The organism is Mycobacterium sp. 134 (assembly GCF_048282715.1).
Taxonomy (GTDB): domain Bacteria; phylum Actinomycetota; class Actinomycetes; order Mycobacteriales; family Mycobacteriaceae; genus Mycobacterium; species Mycobacterium septicum.
Genome location: NZ_JBLVUN010000008.1, coordinates 3,981,804 through 3,997,325, shown reverse-complemented (window position 1 = coordinate 3,997,325; position 15,522 = coordinate 3,981,804). Strand labels below are relative to the sequence as shown.

General features: G+C 66.3%; 18 protein-coding genes. 10 read left to right on the top strand and 8 right to left on the bottom strand.

The window, feature by feature from the left end; genetic code table 11:
- The first annotated feature begins 3 nt into the window (after nt 1-3).
- Nucleotides 4-888, top strand: a complete 885-nt coding sequence (gene bla / locus ACNQVK_RS23845) for a class A beta-lactamase (protein ID WP_418031492.1) — start codon at nt 4-6, stop codon at nt 886-888.
- Here the strand turns inward: bla and ACNQVK_RS23840 are convergent.
- The 3 genes from ACNQVK_RS23840 to ald all read right to left on the bottom strand — a co-directional run bounded on the left by ACNQVK_RS23840 (nt 880) and on the right by ald (nt 3,242).
- Entirely contained in the window at nt 880-1,350 is a 471-nt protein-coding gene (locus ACNQVK_RS23840) for an Hsp20/alpha crystallin family protein (protein WP_418031491.1), read from the bottom strand. The genes bla and ACNQVK_RS23840 overlap by 9 nt on opposite strands.
- A 127-nt stretch (nt 1,351-1,477) precedes the next feature.
- Entirely contained in the window at nt 1,478-2,029 is a 552-nt protein-coding gene (locus ACNQVK_RS23835; protein ID WP_418031490.1) for a DUF4334 domain-containing protein, read from the bottom strand.
- A gap of 97 nt (nt 2,030-2,126) precedes the next feature.
- Nucleotides 2,127-3,242: an alanine dehydrogenase gene (gene ald / locus ACNQVK_RS23830; RefSeq protein WP_418031489.1), complete on the bottom strand. Its 1,116-nt coding sequence runs from the start codon at nt 3,240-3,242 to the stop codon at nt 2,127-2,129.
- A gap of 94 nt (nt 3,243-3,336) precedes the next feature.
- Between ald and ACNQVK_RS23825 the strand changes: the two genes are divergently transcribed.
- Complete coding sequence (locus ACNQVK_RS23825) at nt 3,337-3,849, top strand: Lrp/AsnC family transcriptional regulator (protein ID WP_090425227.1); 513 nt, start codon at nt 3,337-3,339, stop codon at nt 3,847-3,849.
- 15 nt (nt 3,850-3,864) lie between these two features.
- Here the strand turns inward: ACNQVK_RS23825 and ACNQVK_RS23820 are convergent, their stop codons facing one another.
- A complete protein-coding gene (locus tag ACNQVK_RS23820) occupies nt 3,865-4,635 on the bottom strand; it encodes an META domain-containing protein (RefSeq protein WP_418031488.1) in 771 nt (256 codons plus the stop codon).
- 404 nt (nt 4,636-5,039) lie between these two features.
- Here ACNQVK_RS23820 and ACNQVK_RS23815 point away from each other — a divergent pair, with 404 nt between their 5' ends.
- The 5 genes from ACNQVK_RS23815 (at nt 5,040) to ACNQVK_RS23795 (ending at nt 8,489) form a co-directional block, all read left to right on the top strand.
- The gene (locus tag ACNQVK_RS23815) at nt 5,040-6,191 is read left to right on the top strand and encodes an MCE family protein (protein WP_418034286.1); all 1,152 of its coding nucleotides are present in this window, start codon (nt 5,040-5,042) and stop codon (nt 6,189-6,191) included.
- Nucleotides 6,192-6,354: 163 nt separating this feature from the next.
- Nucleotides 6,355-7,092 (top strand): 4-hydroxy-tetrahydrodipicolinate reductase, encoded by a 738-nt coding sequence (gene dapB / locus ACNQVK_RS23810; protein WP_418031487.1) that lies wholly within the window; start codon nt 6,355-6,357, stop codon nt 7,090-7,092.
- Nucleotides 7,089-7,559, top strand: coding sequence for a hypothetical protein (locus ACNQVK_RS23805; RefSeq protein WP_418031486.1), 471 nt, complete (start codon nt 7,089-7,091; stop codon nt 7,557-7,559). Before dapB ends, ACNQVK_RS23805 begins: the two co-directional genes overlap by 4 nt.
- A complete protein-coding gene (locus tag ACNQVK_RS23800; protein ID WP_418031485.1) occupies nt 7,556-8,011 on the top strand; it encodes a flavodoxin family protein in 456 nt (151 codons plus the stop codon). The genes ACNQVK_RS23805 and ACNQVK_RS23800 overlap by 4 nt, the downstream gene beginning before the upstream one ends.
- Nucleotides 8,012-8,024: 13 nt before the next feature.
- A complete protein-coding gene (locus ACNQVK_RS23795; protein WP_276130571.1) occupies nt 8,025-8,489 on the top strand; it encodes a hypothetical protein in 465 nt (154 codons plus the stop codon).
- Nucleotides 8,490-8,496: 7 nt separating this feature from the next.
- Here ACNQVK_RS23795 and ACNQVK_RS23790 read toward each other — a convergent pair whose 3' ends face one another.
- Both ACNQVK_RS23790 and ACNQVK_RS23785 read right to left on the bottom strand, forming a co-directional pair.
- Nucleotides 8,497-9,414 carry an HpcH/HpaI aldolase/citrate lyase family protein gene (locus ACNQVK_RS23790; protein WP_044517737.1) on the bottom strand — a complete coding sequence of 306 codons (918 nt, stop codon included), beginning with the start codon at nt 9,412-9,414 and terminating at the stop codon, nt 8,497-8,499.
- Nucleotides 9,415-9,436: 22 nt separating this feature from the next.
- Nucleotides 9,437-10,186 carry a dienelactone hydrolase family protein gene (locus ACNQVK_RS23785; protein WP_418031484.1) on the bottom strand — a complete coding sequence of 250 codons (750 nt, stop codon included), beginning with the start codon at nt 10,184-10,186 and terminating at the stop codon, nt 9,437-9,439.
- A 42-nt stretch (nt 10,187-10,228) separates the two neighbouring features.
- Between ACNQVK_RS23785 and ACNQVK_RS23780 the strand changes: the two genes are divergently transcribed.
- Nucleotides 10,229-11,029, top strand: coding sequence for a thymidylate synthase (locus ACNQVK_RS23780; protein ID WP_418031483.1), 801 nt, complete (start codon nt 10,229-10,231; stop codon nt 11,027-11,029).
- The gene (locus ACNQVK_RS23775; RefSeq protein WP_418031482.1) at nt 11,026-11,532 is read left to right on the top strand and encodes a dihydrofolate reductase; all 507 of its coding nucleotides are present in this window, start codon (nt 11,026-11,028) and stop codon (nt 11,530-11,532) included. Before ACNQVK_RS23780 ends, ACNQVK_RS23775 begins: the two co-directional genes overlap by 4 nt.
- On the opposite strand, the gene ACNQVK_RS23770 is transcribed toward ACNQVK_RS23775, so the two are convergent.
- Complete coding sequence (locus ACNQVK_RS23770) at nt 11,514-12,800, bottom strand: DUF4303 domain-containing protein (protein WP_418031481.1); 1,287 nt, start codon at nt 12,798-12,800, stop codon at nt 11,514-11,516. The genes ACNQVK_RS23775 and ACNQVK_RS23770 overlap by 19 nt on opposite strands.
- A 118-nt stretch (nt 12,801-12,918) precedes the next feature.
- Here ACNQVK_RS23770 and ACNQVK_RS23765 point away from each other — a divergent pair, with 118 nt between their 5' ends.
- Entirely contained in the window at nt 12,919-14,121 is a 1,203-nt protein-coding gene (locus ACNQVK_RS23765) for a winged helix-turn-helix domain-containing protein (RefSeq protein WP_418031480.1), read from the top strand.
- Here the strand turns inward: ACNQVK_RS23765 and ACNQVK_RS23760 are convergent.
- Nucleotides 14,098-15,504, bottom strand: coding sequence for an APC family permease (locus tag ACNQVK_RS23760; RefSeq protein ID WP_418031479.1), 1,407 nt, complete (start codon nt 15,502-15,504; stop codon nt 14,098-14,100). The two genes, ACNQVK_RS23765 and ACNQVK_RS23760, sit on opposite strands and share 24 nt — an antisense overlap.
- Nucleotides 15,505-15,522: the final 18 nt, after the last annotated feature.

The window sequence follows — 15,522 nt, the reverse complement described above, 5'->3', positions numbered from 1 at the left end:
CCGATGACGGGACTCTCGCGACGCAATGTTCTGATCGGTTCGCTCGTGGCGGCGGCTGCCGTCGGTGCCGGTGTGGGTGACACCGCACCGGCTCTCGCGGCGCCGGTCGATGACCAGATCGCGGAACTGGAACGTCGTGACAACGCCCTGATCGGCTTGTACGCGGCCAATCTGGATTCCGGGCGGATTCTCACGAACCGGGCCGACGAGATGTTCGCGATGTGCTCGACGTTCAAGGGCTATGCCGCCGCGCGGGTGCTGCAGATGGTCGGGCGCCGTCAGATTTCGCTGGACAACCGGGTCTTCGTGGACCCGGAGGCGATCGTGCCGAACTCCCCGGTCACCGAGACCCATGCCGGTGCCGAGATGACGTTGGCGGAGCTGTGTCAGGCAGCGTTGCAGCGCAGTGACAACACCGCGGGCAACCTGCTGCTGAAAACGATTGACGGGCCGGCGGGTATCACCGCTTTCGCCCGCAGTGTCGGAGACGAGCGCACCCGGTTGGACCGCTGGGAGGTTGAGCTGAACTCGGCGATACCCGGTGACCCCCGGGATACCTCCACCCCGTCGGCATTGGCGGTCGGGTACCGCGCGGTGCTGGCCGGTGACGCGTTGAGCCCGCCGCAGCGCCGCCAGCTGGAGGACTGGATGCGGGCCAACCAGACTTCGAGCGTGCGTGCCGGGCTTCCGGAGGGCTGGACCACAGCCGACAAGACCGGGAGCGGGGATTACGGCAGCACCAACGACGTCGGGATCGCCTATGGGCCGAACGGGCAACGGTTGTTGTTGGCGGTGATGACACGGTCGCAGGCCGACGACCCGAAGGCCGACAACCTGCGCCCGCTCATCGGTGAGTTGACGGCGCTGGTGCTGCCGTCGCTACTCTGAGTGCCCGGCGGATTCGATTGCCGTCGAGCCGTTCTCGGTGTTCTGGATCTCGATCTGGCGGGCACCGGCGGGGTTCTCCGACAACGGCACCCGCACGGTCAGGATGCCGCGCTCGTAGCCGGCGGTGATGTTGTCCTCGTCGGCTTCGGCGGGCAGTGTCACGGTGCGCAGGAATGAGCCGTAGGAGAACTCCGACCGCGCGGTGGTGTCGGCTCGCTCCGAACGCTCGGCCTTCACCGTCAGCTGGCCGTCGGCCACGGTGATCTGAACGTCGTTGGCCGGATCGATACCGGGGATCTCGGCACGCAGTTCGTAGTGGTCCTCGGTGACCTCGTCCTCGATGCGCATGAGGTTGCGTTCGAAGATCGGCCGCAGGCTGGCGAACGGGGTGATCCCGGCGAAGAACTCCGAGAGCTCGGGCAGCAGCGGGCGGGGCTGGTGCGCGACGGGCAGGTTGACCATGGGTGACTCCTCAGTCCTGGAACGTCGATCGGAGGAAAAGGCCTTGTAACGCTTGCCCTTTCGATCCAAGCACCGACGTGGAGCCACCGGCCGAATGTGTGGTGAACAGCGTGCGTACGGGCGGCTGCTAGGTCACCCGCAGGGAGTCGTCGCGCTCCAGGACGAAGAAATAGGGCTTGCGGGAGTTCCGCAGGTCCATCGCCCCGATCACGGCGTCGTCGGACAGGCGCCGGAACACGTCATTGATGGGCAGCTGGTCATAGACCATCGTCGCGGTGTCGACGCCGCGGTAGCGGGTGGTCCGCAACCTGGCCTTGGGTGCGCGGGTTTGTAGTACGGGCCGCAACGCTGCGATCGGCGCCGACATCGACCGGTTCCGAAGCAGGGGGATCCTGGTCGACACCGCAAGGCCCGCGAAGGCCGGCGCCGGGTTGAGGGCCCACAGCGATGCGCCGTCACCGGCGGGGAACAACAGCGGGTGAACGGTCTCGCCGTCGACGAACTGTTTGCCCCACCAGCCACTGGCCGCCAGCAGGCCGTCCATCGGATGTCCGGTGGGCAATTCGGCACCGTGCCAGGTGCCGAGCATGAACTCCGGCTCGACGGCCTCGGCCGCGTCGAAGGCGCCCAGCGCCTCGCTCGTGGTCATCGGAACGGTGGGAAACAACTGCTGCAGCATGGACGCCACCATACTTGACACGTGTCAAGAATGGCTACGGGCTGAAATGCACATCGCCCGGCCGGAGTGAACTCCAGCCGGGCGACGGTGCGTGAGATCAGGCCAGGACCGTGGCCGGATCGGTGAACGGCATGTCGAGGTCGGAGGCGACCTGCTCGGACAGCAGCGCGCCCTCGTGCGTCGAGAGCCCCTTGGCCAGTGCCGCATCCGCCGCGCAGGCGGCCTTCCAGCCCTTGTCGGCCAGTTTGAGCACGTACGGCATGGTGGCGTTGGTCAGCCCGAAGGTCGACGTGCGCGGCACCGAGCCGGGCATGTTGGCCACGCAGTAGAACACCGTGTCGTGCACGGCGAACGTCGGATCGTCGTGGGTGGTGGGCCGCGAATCCTCGAAGCAGCCACCCTGGTCGATGGCGATGTCGACCAGCACCGCGCCCGGCTTCATGTGGGCCACGGTCGAATTGGTGACCAACTTGGGGGCCTTGGCGCCCGGGATCAACACCGCGCCGATCACCAGGTCGGCCTTCTTGACGGCCTCTTCCAGCTCCAGCGACGACGAGTAACGGGTCTCGATGCCGGCGTTGGTCTCGTTGTCGATCTTGCGCAGCGTGTTGATGTTCAGGTCGAACACCGTGACGTGGGCGCCCATGCCCTTGGCGATGCGGGCGGCGTTGTAGCCGGCGACGCCGCCGCCGATGACGACGACCTCGGCCGGTGCGACGCCGGGGACGCCGCCCATCAGCACGCCGCGGCCGCCCTGCGTGCGCATGAGGTGGTACGAGCCGACCTGTGCGGACAGCCGGCCGGCGACCTCGCTCATCGGGGCCAGCAGTGGCAGCGCCCCGTCAGCGGTCTGCACCGTCTCGTAGGCGATCGAGGTGGTGCCCGATGCCAGCAGCGCGTCGGTGCATTCCTTGGATGCCGCCAGGTGCAGATAGGTGAACAGCGTCTGGCCCTTGCGCATGCGCGAGTACTCGGCAGCGATGGGCTCCTTGACCTTGAGGAGCAGTTCGGCGTCGGCCCAGACCTGGTCGGCCGTGGTGACGATCTGAGCCCCTGCGGCCTTGAAGTCGTTGTCGGTGATGGCCGAGCCTTCGCCCGCGCCGGCCTGGATGATCACGTCGTGCCCGCGTCGCGTCAGCTCCGCCACGCCCGCCGGGGTGATCGCCACTCGGTACTCGTTGTTCTTGATCTCGGTCGGGACACCGACGAGCATGATCGCTCCTTCACAGTTTGGGATGCTGAAATAATTGTGAAGAACCTTCGGTTATTGAGCAATATCTCCGATAAAGATTCGTTATAGTCGTCTAGTGGTGGAAGAATCATCAATATTGCCCGGACGTGCGGCCCGTTCGCCGAAGGATGTTCGGCACGAGCTCGATGAAGTGGACCGGCGCATCCTGCTGGCGCTGCATGCCGATGCCCGCATTTCCAACAGCGCGCTGGCCGATGCGGTTGGTGTCGCCGCGTCGACCTGTCACGGTCGGGTGCGCAGGCTCCAGGAGATCGGAGTGATCCGGGGCTTCTACACCGACATCGATCCGGCTGCCGTGGGGCTGAGCCTTCAGGCGATGATCTCGGTGAGCCTGCAGTCGAATGCGCGGGGCAAGATCCGCAATTTCATCGCCCACATCCGCAAGCTGCCGCAGGTGATGGACGTGTACTTCCTGGCCGGGGGAGACGACTTCATCCTGCATGTGGCCGCTCGGGACACCGATGATCTGCGGGCGTTCGTGGTGGAGCACCTCAACGCCGACGCCGATGTCGCGGGCACGCAGACGTCGCTGATCTTCGAGCATCTGCGGGGAGCGTCACCGCTCTGAGGTGACCCCCTGATGTCACTGCGCCCGCAGTACCAGCCCGTTGCCGTCGGTGCCGGAGAGCTTCAGTTCGTCGGCGTCGATTGCGGTCTGGACCGTGCCCTTGAGAACCTGGAGCACGGCCTGCTCAACCTCGCCGACCTCCGGTGCGCAGGCCATCCTGGTGGTGGCCAGCGGGCCGAACTCGATGACTGCCGGCGACCCGGAAACCGTTGCGTGGCCGGTGATCCGGTTGCATCCGGTCGAGCCACTCACGGCGCCGTCGTCCCCGATCGTCAGCGTGGGCTTGGACTGCTCGAGCGCGACCGAGGTGGTGACCGCCTGAGCGGACACCAGGCTGGTGACCTGCCAGGTGGTACCGGTGAGCGGTCGATCGGGGTCGACCACCTTCTTGTCCCGCAACGTCACGGTCGCGGCGTCCGTGCGCAACGTGAGGGCATCGCCGGACAGAGACCAGGTGGGCTTGGCGTCGAAGAACTTCGAGACCCAGGCGTCGGAATCGCCGACCGGTGGCGCGCAGGCCATCATCGTCATGGCCAGCTGCGTCGTGATCCGCCCGTCGGCCAGGTCGGCGCTGCCCGAGCCGTGGTTACAGCCGGCGAAGGTGCTGATCTGCTTCCCGTCGAAACCGACGGTCAGCGGCCCACCGCCGGGGATCTGGTCGCCCTCGACCTGGACCGAGACAAAGGTGCGGCCGTTGAGATCGTCGGCGTCGGCGGCCGCGTTGTCGGAACACCCCATGAACAGAAGGGCGACGACGGCGAACGGCACCAGCGGGATCAGACGCATGGGTCCACCGTAGAGGGCAGATGCACATGTGCTGCGGGTACTCGCAATCAGGTTGCCTGACAGTCAATTTCGCCGCCGTTCTCACTCGCGTCGATATCCGCGACGGCGTCGGTCCAGTGATGCGCTCGCGGGACGTTACTTCGGTTACTTCTATCCACAAGATGTGACGCACGCCTTGTGGCGGTCGCAATTTGATGTTTGCCGCACTCGGCCCCGTGCAGTTGCAGTCGTCTCTGATCGTTTGCGAGAGTTCTGCTCGCTCACTCTGCTGACCAACTGGTTGGCCGCGTCAACAGGTTGGAGGTTTGCGCGTGGCCTCATCCACCGCGACATCGCGGGCCCAGCCCCAACGACGGTTCAAGCACTGGCGATACGACCCGCCCTACAAGACGGCGTCAGCGGGGATGATCCTCCTGCTGGTCGCGGTGCTGACGTTGACGTGGATGCAGTTCCGCGGATCCTTCGAGAAGAAGACGCAGCTGACCGTGTTGTCCGGACGGGCCGGTCTGTCGATGGATCCGGGTTCGAAGGTCACCTTCAACGGTGTGCCGATCGGTCGCCTGGCCTCCGTGGATGTCGTGACCGTGGATGACAATCCCGAGGCCAAGCTGACCCTGGATGTCAAGCCTCAGTACCTGAAGCTGATCCCGGAGAACGTGACCGCCGAGTTGCGGGCCACGACGGTGTTCGGCAACAAGTACATCTCGTTCTTGTCGCCGGCCAACCCGTCGGCGGCGCGGTTGTCGCCGTCCACGCCGATCCGGGCGCAGGGTGTGACGACGGAGTTCAACACGTTGTTCGAGACGATCACCGCGATCTCCGAGCAGATCGACCCGATCAAGTTGAACCAGACGTTGACGGCCACCGCCCAAGCCCTCGACGGTCTGGGTGACAAGTTCGGCCAGTCGATCGTCAATGGCAACGACATCTTGGGCGATCTGAACCCGCGGATGCCTCAGATCCGCCGCGACATCGCGGGTCTGGCCGATCTGGGTGAGGTGTACGCCAATGCCGGCCCGGATCTGTTCGATGGTCTGACCAATGCGGTCACCACCGCGCGCACGCTCAACGATCAGCGCGGCAATCTGGATCAGGCTCTGGTGGCCGCGGTCGGTTTCGGCAACACCGGGGGCGACATCTTCGAGCGCGGCGGGCCGTATCTGGTCCGCGGCGCCCAGGACCTGATGCCGGTCAGCGAGATGCTCGACCGCAACAGTCCGGCGCTGGCGTGTTCTGTCCGCAACTACGCGGAGGCCGCGCCGAAGTTCGCCGCCCAGACCCGCAACGGCTACGCGCTTGAGCTGCAGGACTTCCTGATGGGCGTGGGCAACCCGTACGTCTATCCCGACAACCTGCCGCGGGTCAACGCCAAGGGCGGGCCCGAGGGCCGGCCCGGCTGCTGGCAGCCGGTCACCAAGGACCTTTGGCCGGCGCCCTATTTGGTGATGGACACCGGTGCCTCGATCGCCCCGTACAACCACCTCGAGATGGGTCAACCGCTCGTGTCCGAATACGTGTGGGGCCGCCAGATCGGCGAGAACACCATCAACCCTTAGACGTCTGGACGGGCCGAACGGCCGCCACCCCTTCCACGATTCGAAACTCAGTTCGATTCCGTGGCAGATCTGGCCGGACCGAGGCTGCAGTGACAAGAGAGGTCACAGGTTTCCCGGACCGGCCCGAACATCACCGACAGCGCCGGGCAGTAGGCTCCCAACCATGCGAGTTGGCGTTCTCGGGGCTAAGGGCAAAGTCGGCGCGACCATGGTGCACGCGGTCGAATCCGCGGAGGATCTGACATTTTCGACCGGGGTCGATGTGGGTGATCCGTTGACGTTGCTCACCGACACCAAGACCGACGTGGTCATCGACTTCACCCATCCCGATGTGGTGATGGACAACCTGAAGTTCCTCATCGGCAACGGTATTCACGCCGTCGTCGGCACCACCGGATTCACCTGGGAGCGCATCGAACAGGTCGAGGCCTGGCTCAAAGAAAAGCCCGGGGCGGCGGTGCTCATCGCACCGAACTTCGCCATCGGTGCCGTCCTCTCGATGCACTTCGCCCAGCAGGCGGCCCGCTACTTCGAATCGGTCGAGATCATCGAACTGCATCACCCGCACAAGGCCGACGCGCCGTCCGGGACGGCCGCACGCACCGCGAAGCTCATCGCCGAGGCGCGAAAAGGGATGCCGCCCAACCCGGACGCCACCAGCACCGGCCTCGACGGCGCCCGCGGCGCCGACGTGGACGGCGTGCCGGTGCACTCGGTGCGGCTGGCGGGGCTGGTCGCTCACCAGGAGGTGCTGTTCGGAACCCAGGGCGAGACCCTGACCATCCGGCACGACAGCCTGGACCGGTCCTCGTTCGTGCCGGGTGTGCTGCTGGCTGTGCGCAAGATCGGCGAGCGGCCGGGTTTGACCATCGGCATTGAACCGCTGCTCGATCTGTCGTGAGTGACGGCGCGCGGTCGCTGCGCATCCAACTGGTGATCGGCTTCATGTGCCTGGCGCTGATCGTCTACTTCCTGATGCTGGGGCGCGCCGCGTTCGTCTTCATCGGCTCGGGGGAGCCGGCCGCGATCGGCCTGGGCGTGGCGCTGTTGGCATTCCCGCTGATCGGTATCTGGGTGCTGGTCACCACGCTGCGTGCCGGCCTGGCGCACCAACGGTTGGCTCGGCTCGCGCGTGAGCAGGGCATGGAACTGGATGTCAGTGAGTTGCCGACGCGGCCATCGGGGCGCATCGAACGCGATGCGGCCGACGAACTGTTCATGACCGTCAAGGCCGAGCTGGAAGCCGACCCGGACAATTGGGTTCGCTGGTACCGGCTGGCCCGCGCGTATGACTTCGCCGGTGATCGTGGCCGCGCGCGCGAGACCATGCGCACGGCGGTGCGGTTGCAGGAGCAGCGGTCGGCATGACCAAGACACTGCTGGTGGTGCATCACACGCCGTCTCCGGCGACGCGAGAGCTCCTGGAAGCAGTGCTGGCCGGAACGCACGATCCGGACATCTCGGGCGTCACGGTCGAATCGAAGCCCGCGTTAGCAGCGACCGTCACGGACATGTTGTCCGCCGACGGCTATTTGTTCGGCACCACAGCGAATTTCGGCTATATGAGCGGTGCACTGAAACACTTCTTCGATACCGTGTACTACCCGAGCCTCGATCACGTGGCCGGGCGTCCGTACGGGCTGTGGGTGCACGGCAACAACGACACCGTCGGTGCGGCGAGTGCGGTCGACAAGATTGTGACCGGGCTGGCGTTGGTCAAAGCGGCTGACGTGTTCGAAGTCACGGGAGTGGTCGACGCAGCCGTCCGGGAACGGGCCTACGAGTTGGGCGGCACGTTGGCTGCCACGCTGATGGACTGACGAGAGGACAGCAATGCCGGGGATCGCCGAACTTGCACTCGGAGCCGCGCCCATCGCCGGTGGCGCGATGCTCGGGGTGATCGCAGGCAACCTGAAACCGCCGGACATCCGCGGGATGATCACCAAGGATCTCGATCTTTTGGATCGGCTGCCCGCCGAAGACGTCGAACGGAAAGCGCGGCTCAAGGCCAGCATCGACGAGCGAATCGACGGCTTGATCGATGCAAGTGACCGCAGTCGTGAAATCCGCGAAGCCGCGATGTCCTACCGCGGAAATTGGCGGGACATTGTCGTTTTCGTCTGCGCGCTGCTGTTCACGTTCATCTGGTGGAACGTCAGTCACAGCCGGTCCAACTGGCTGGTGATGTTCATCGCGATGATCATCGTGTCCGTCGCCGCGGGCATCTACGCGGGCCGCGGTGTGGCTCGCGCGATCAATACCTTCGTGCACCGCAACGACGCCAAACCGCAGGCCTGAGCGAACCTCAGTAGTGGTACGTGTCGGACGGGGCCGGCACGTGATCCGGATCGTCGCTGTACTCGGGTTCGTGGATGCCGTACGCCCTGGCCAGATCGAGGATCTTGTTGGCCCGGGCGATACGGGGCAGGTCCGACCCGTTGCGAATCTCCCCGCCGTCACGCTGGAACTCGGCGAAAAACTCCTTGGCCCAGCTGATTTCGTCCTGAGACGGCGCCAGGCCCTCGTTGACCGTCGGGCACTGGTCGGGCGTCAGGCAGATCTTGCCGGTCATGCCGAACTCGGCCGACACCGCGGTGGCCTCCGACAGCCGCAGCGCACTGGACCCCACGGTGGGGCCGTCGATGGCGCCGGGAAGCCCGGCGGCCTTGGCGGCGATGGTGAACCGTGACCGCGCATACGCCAGAGTGGCCGGGTTGTCGCCGAAACCGGTATCGCGCCGGAAGTCGCCGATGCCGAACGCGAGCCGGAATGCCCCCTTGGCAGATGCGATCTCGGTGATCCGTTCGAGGCCGCGCGCGGTCTCGACCAAGGCGACGATCGGCACATCGGGCAGGCGGCGGGCGGTCTCGGTGACATGGTCCACCGACTCGACCATGGCCAGCATCACACCGCCGACCGATGTGCCGGCCAGCATCTCCAGGTCATCAGCCCACCACGGGGTGCCGAAGCCGTTGATCCGGACCCAGTCGCTGTTGTCGTCGGCCAGCCACCGCGTCACCTTCTCGCGCGCGGCCACCTTGTCCTTGGGGGCCACCGCATCCTCGATGTCGAGGACGACGATGTCGGCGCGGGACCGGGCCGCAGGAGCGAACCGCTCGTACTGTGCACCGTTTACCAGCAACCAGCTCCGGGCCAGTACCGGGTCGATGCGAAATCCGGGCTCGGTGGGATGGGACTCATCGGAGAAGGGCTGGTCATACACGCCGTCAATCGTCGCCTACGGCCTATGCCGGGGCGAAAGCGGCCCCGAACACCCGCTCGGTGTTCTCCCAGTGCCGCTTTGCGGCGGCCTCGTCGTACACCGCCGCATGATCGGGCACCGCGAAGCCGTGCGCTGCGGGATAGAACTCGATGGTGTGGTCGACGGCGGCGCCGGACAGCGCGTCTTCCAGCCTCTTGGCGTCGTCCTCGGTGAAGGAGGCGTCGTTCTCGGCTGCGGCAACGTAGACCACGGCCTGGATCTTGTCGGCCAGCAGGTGGGGGCTGTCCGGATCGTCGGCGACTGCCAGCCGGCCGCCGTGGAAGGACAGCGCGGCCGCGACCCGCTCCGGCACCCGGGTGGCGACGATCAGGGAGGCCCGCCCACCCATGCAGTAACCGGTGGTGCCGAACTTCTCGCCGGTGACGTCGGACCGCGCCGCGAGGTAGTCGAAGAACGCCTCGGCGTCGGCGGCGAAGACCTCGGGGGTGAGACTGCCCATCAGCTCGAAGAGCTGCTTGCGCTGCTCTTGGTCGGTGAACACGGTGTTGAGGTCGAAGGGTCCCCAGCCCGGGGTGCGGTAGTAGACGTCGGGTACCAGCACGACGTAACCGAATCCGGCCAGCTCGGCCGCCATCTCTTCCATGGTGGGTCGCAGGCCGCCGGCGTCCGGGAACAAAACGACCCCAGGCCAGGGGCCGTCTCCCTCCGGCGTGGCGACGGTGACGCGGCAGGTGCCGTCAGCGGTGGTGATCGTGTCTGTGGTGGTCGGCATGGCTACCGTTCTACTCCCCGTGACGGCACGTAAGCTGAGTGTGTGCCGATCCAGACCCCCTACGAGGACCTGTTGCGGAAGGTGACCGAGCAGGGGGTGGTGAAATCCGATCGCACCGGTACCGGCACCCGCAGTCTGTTCGGGCACCAGATGCGTTACGACCTGGCCGCCGGCTTTCCGTTGATCACCACCAAGAAGGTGCACACCAAATCGGTGATCTACGAGCTGCTGTGGTTCCTGCGCGGAGATTCCAACGTGCGGTGGCTGCAGGACCACGGTGTCACCATCTGGGATGAATGGGCCAGTGAGACAGGCGATCTCGGTCCGGTTTATGGAGTGCAGTGGCGTTCGTGGCCGACTCCGTCAGGTGAACACATCGACCAGATCTCCAACGCCCTCGATCTGCTCAAGCGTGATCCCGATTCGCGGCGCAACATCGTCTCGGCATGGAATGTCGGTGAGATCCCGCAGATGGCGCTGCCGCCGTGCCACGCCTTCTTCCAGTTCTATGTGGCTGACGAGAAGTTGTCCTGCCAGCTGTATCAGCGCAGCGCTGACCTCTTCCTGGGGGTGCCGTTCAACATCGCCAGCTACGCCCTGCTGACGCACATGATGGCCGCGCAGGCCGGGCTGGGCGTCGGCGAGTTCGTCTGGACGGGCGGTGACTGCCACATCTACGACAACCACGTCGAGCAGGTGGCCCTGCAGCTCGGCCGCGAGCCCCGGCCGTATCCGGAACTCGTTCTGGCACAGCGGGATTCGTTATTCGATTACACCTATGAAGACATCGCGATCGTGAACTACGATCCGCACCCGGCGATCAAGGCTCCTGTCGCTGTATGACCGGCAAGCATGTGGCAGGCGATCTTCGACGCCTGGCGATGATCTGGGCGCAGTCCACCTCCGGCGTCATCGGCCGGGCCAACGGCATCCCGTGGCAGCTACCTGAGGATCAGGCCCGGTTCAAGCAACTCACGCTCGGGCAAACCGTGGTGATGGGCCGGCTGACCTGGGAGTCGCTGCCGGCCAAGGTCCGTCCGTTGCCGGGGCGGCGCAACGTCGTCATCACCCGCGATCCCGGATACGTGGCCGAGGGTGCCGAGGTACTGGCCGGACTCGACGACGTCTTCCGGGGTTGGGTGATCGGTGGGGCGCAGATCTATGCACAAGCGCTGCCGTTCGCGGACCGCTGCGAGGTCACCGAGATCGACATCGACCTACCACCCGCCGAGGGCGACGCGATGGCACCGGAGCTGGACGATTCCTGGACCAAGATCACCGGCGACTGGCTGACCAGCAGTGCCGGACTGCGGTACCGGTTCTGCAGCTACGTGCGGACTCGGTAGCCGGCGAGCCTGCGCACTTCGCTGTCGGGGTCATCCGCGGCCAGCTCGTCGATCCGTTTCTCCAGGGCCTTCACCTCATCGCTGTCGAGGTTGCCGGGGCCCATAGGGCCGATCAGATCAGAGATGACGATGACCGCGTGGCGACGGATCACCGGCTCGGTGTGCTCGAGCCCGGGCCGGACCCCGGGGAGGTCGGCGGCGTCGAGCGTGCAATATCCGCGCCCCGGCTTCAGGTCCTCTGCCACGATCGCCGCGACTGCCGGATCGGCGAGGCCGGCGGCCAGCAGGGCGTAATCCAGCGGCGGGTGCCCACGCCCGTGATCGCGGAACGAACGGTACGGTGCGGCGACCGCGGCCGACCTGCTGTCGGCCCGCAGCTCGGTGCGGGCCAACACCTCCAGGCCGGCGCCGAGGCGGCCCAGGGCGGTCGCCACCCAGTCGTGGGCGTTGCCGCGCAGCGGTAGTGCTGCCCACAGTGCGTCCAACACCTCGGGCGTCGCGATGTTCAGGTCCGCGAGGAGTTTGGCGCCCACCCAGGCGGTCTCGGGGTGACCGAGTGCCGCAATCCCGACCGGTACCGCGGCGGTACCGGTGTCGAGCAGGAGCTCGGTCGCGCGTTCCCGGCCGAGGTCGGTGGGCGGCCCGGGGGTCAGACCGGCTGCTGCCGCCAGTGCGTCCACCCGCTGCTCGACCGGCATGGCCAGCACGTTTCGTTCGGTTTCGGCTGCGGCGACGTACTCGGGAAAGTGCCGCCGCAGTTCATCGGCGGTCAACGAACGAACGAGAAGGTCCGCGTCCTCGTCGTCGAGGTAGACCACCGCGTCGTCGGGCAGGGTTCCGTCGGCGATCAGCGTCGTGCGGGTTCGGGCGGCGATGGTGAGCATCGCCTCTGCGAACCGGTCCCATTCCTGTTCCCACTGCGCGCGGGACAGCCCGGTGACGGCTGCGCTGAGCCGCTCACCCCACCGCGAATCGGTTTCGGCCCACTCGTAGTTCTGGTATTCCCAGTCGGGTGGGCTGAACCGGCAGTCCGGGTCATCGACCGACTCCTCGGTGGCCAGTGCCAGGTTGGGCAGGTCGATCACCCCGGTGGTCTCGGCGTAGAACTCGCTGAACGCCGCTGCGTACGGCGTCTCGGCGTCGGCCGCCTCGACCATCTCGCGAACCGCCGTCGCGGCGGCCAGGCTCAAATCCGTCTCGAACGCATCCCAGTCGAACACCACGCGGACCAGTATCGCCAACGCGCTTCGCCGACTTGTCGGGCCCATCGCTCCAATCCGCTCCGCTACTTGTCGGTCCCGTCGCTCCAATCCGCTCCGCTACTTGTCGGTCCCGTCGCTCCAATCCGCTCCGCTACTTGTCGGTCCCCTAGGGAACGATGGCAGGGTGGCCACACTGACTACGGCGCAGGCCCGCCGCATCGCCATCGCCGCGCAGGGTTTTCACGAATCCAAACCCCGCGGCCCGGTCACCCGTGCGCATCTGCGCAAGCTGATCTCCCGGATTCAGGTGCTGCAGCTGGATTCGGTGTCGGTGGCGGTGCGGGCGCACTACGCCCCCGTGTTCAGCCGGCTGGGACCGTACGACCGCGACACATTGGACCGGGCCGCGTGGTCGCACAGCGCGCGTTCACCCCGGCTGCTGGTGGAGTACTGGGCACACGAGGCCGCACTGATGGCAGTCGAGGATTGGCCGCTGCTGCGGTGGCGCATGCGCGAGTACACCCACGGCCGGTGGGGCACCGAGATCGTCCGGAAGAACCCCAAGCTGGCCGAGAACATCGTCGCTGCCGTCGCCGAACTCGGCCCTTCGACCGCCGGACAGATCGAGGCCCACCTGGAATCGGAGCCGCGCGGCCGCAAAGGACCGTGGTGGGACCGCAGCGAGACCAAGTGGGTGGCCGAGGCACTGTGGTCGTCGGGGGTCTTGACGACGGCGACGCGCGTGGGGTTCGCCCGGCACTACGACCTCACCGAACGGGTGCTGCCACCGGAGGTACTGGCCCGGAAGGTCGGCGACGAGGAGGCGGTTCGCGAGCTCGCGCTGCGGGCCGCCACCGCGCTGGGCGTCGGCACCGAGGCCGACATCCGTGACTACTTCCGGCTGGCGGCCAGACAGGTCAAGCCGGCCATCGCCAAACTGGTGGCCGACGGCGAGCTGGAGCCCGTCGATATCGATGGTGCCCCGGCGTATCTGCGCGCGGGCCAGGCCGTGCCGCGCCGTGACCGCGGGACAGCGCTGCTGTGCCCGTTCGACCCGTTGATCTTCTTCCGCCCGCGGATGGAGCGGCTGTTCGGTTTCCACTACCGGATCGAGATCTACACGCCCGCGCCCAAACGCCAATTCGGTTACTACGTATGGCCGTTCCTGCTGGACGGTGAACTGGTGGCGCGAGTGGACCTGAAACGCACCGACGCGGCGCTGCACGTGCCGGGCGCGTTCATGGAGGACGGCCAGGACCCCGCGCGGGTGGCGGAGGCCCTGGCCGTCGAGCTGAGGACGATGGCGTCGTGGCTGGGGGTGGGCGGGGTCGAGGTGGGGGGCCGTGGCGACCTCGCCGAGCCGTTACGTCGCCGGTTCCTCAGCTAGCTCGGGGACCCCGCGTCCTCGGATCATGTTGGTGACGAAGATGATCGCGCCGATCACGAGCCAGACGATGCCGCCGATCTTGGCCAGCGCGTCGGCGTTGATCAACACGTAGCCGATGATCAGGAAACCGATGGTCGGCACCACGAGGTGCAGCAGGTAGTTCTTCGACTTCTGGCGCACCAGGTAGTACCAGATGACCGAGGCGTGCAGCAGGCAGAAGCCGAACAGTGCACCGAAATTCACCAGCGACGAGATCAATCCGATCTGACCGACGAAGAACAGCACCAGCACCAGGCTCAGGGCGCTGACCACCAGGATGGCGGCGATCGGCACCTTGCGGGAGCTGATCGTGGACAGGAATGCGGGCAGCTGGCGGTCGCGGCTCATCGAGAACAACAACCGGCTGGTGGCGGCCTGGGCGGCCATCGCGTTGGCGAAACCGACGGCCAGCACGTTGACCACGAAGAACGCGTTCATCCAGCCGGTGCTGGACGCGGCCTGCACCAGCAGGAAGAACGCGTTGCCGACCTCGTCGTCGCTGAACGATTCGCGGCCTCCGGCCAGCAGGCTGGCCAGCCAGGTCTGGGTGATGAACAGGAATGCCACCACGAACAGGGCGACGATCATCGCCCGGCCGGCCGGGTTCTTCTTGCCGGTCGATTCCTCGGCCAGTGTCGAGATGCCGTCGAAGCCAAGGAAGCTCAGCACCGCGATCGACAGCGCGGTCGCGATCAACGGTGCGGTGACCACTTCGGAGTTCCAGATCGGCAGTGCGCTCCACCCGACGTCGGGTAGCGACTGTCCATTGATGGCGCGGACCGCGATGATCACGAACAGCACGACGAAAACCAGTTCCACGGCGAGGAATACGCGGTTGACGAGCTTCAGCGAACCCACGCCGAGCAGGTTGATGATCGTGTTGACCACCACGAAGACGATCGCCCACACCCAGCGCGGAGTGTCCGGGAACAGTCCGACCATCGATTCGGCGGCGAAGACGTAGAGCAGGGTGGGGATCAACAGGTAATCGAGCAGGATGGCCCAGCCGGCGAAGAAGCCCAGGCCGGGGTGGATCCCGCGGCCCACATAGGCGTACACCGATCCCGCCAACGGGAACGACTTCGCCATCTGGGAGTAGGCCAGTGCGGTGAACACCATCGCGATCAGCCCGATCAGGTAGACCAGCGGCACCATGCCCGACGCGCTGTTGTAGACCGTCCCGAAGATGGTCCACGGTGCGATGGGCACCATGAACACCAGGCCGTAGACGATGAGGTCGGCCGTGGAGACGGAGCGGCTGAGTTCCTGCTTGTAGCCGAATGATTCGAGATCGCGTTGCCCTTCACCGGTGGTGAGACGGGCGGCGGCCGCTTCGGTTGCCATGGCGTTCCTGTCGGAGTC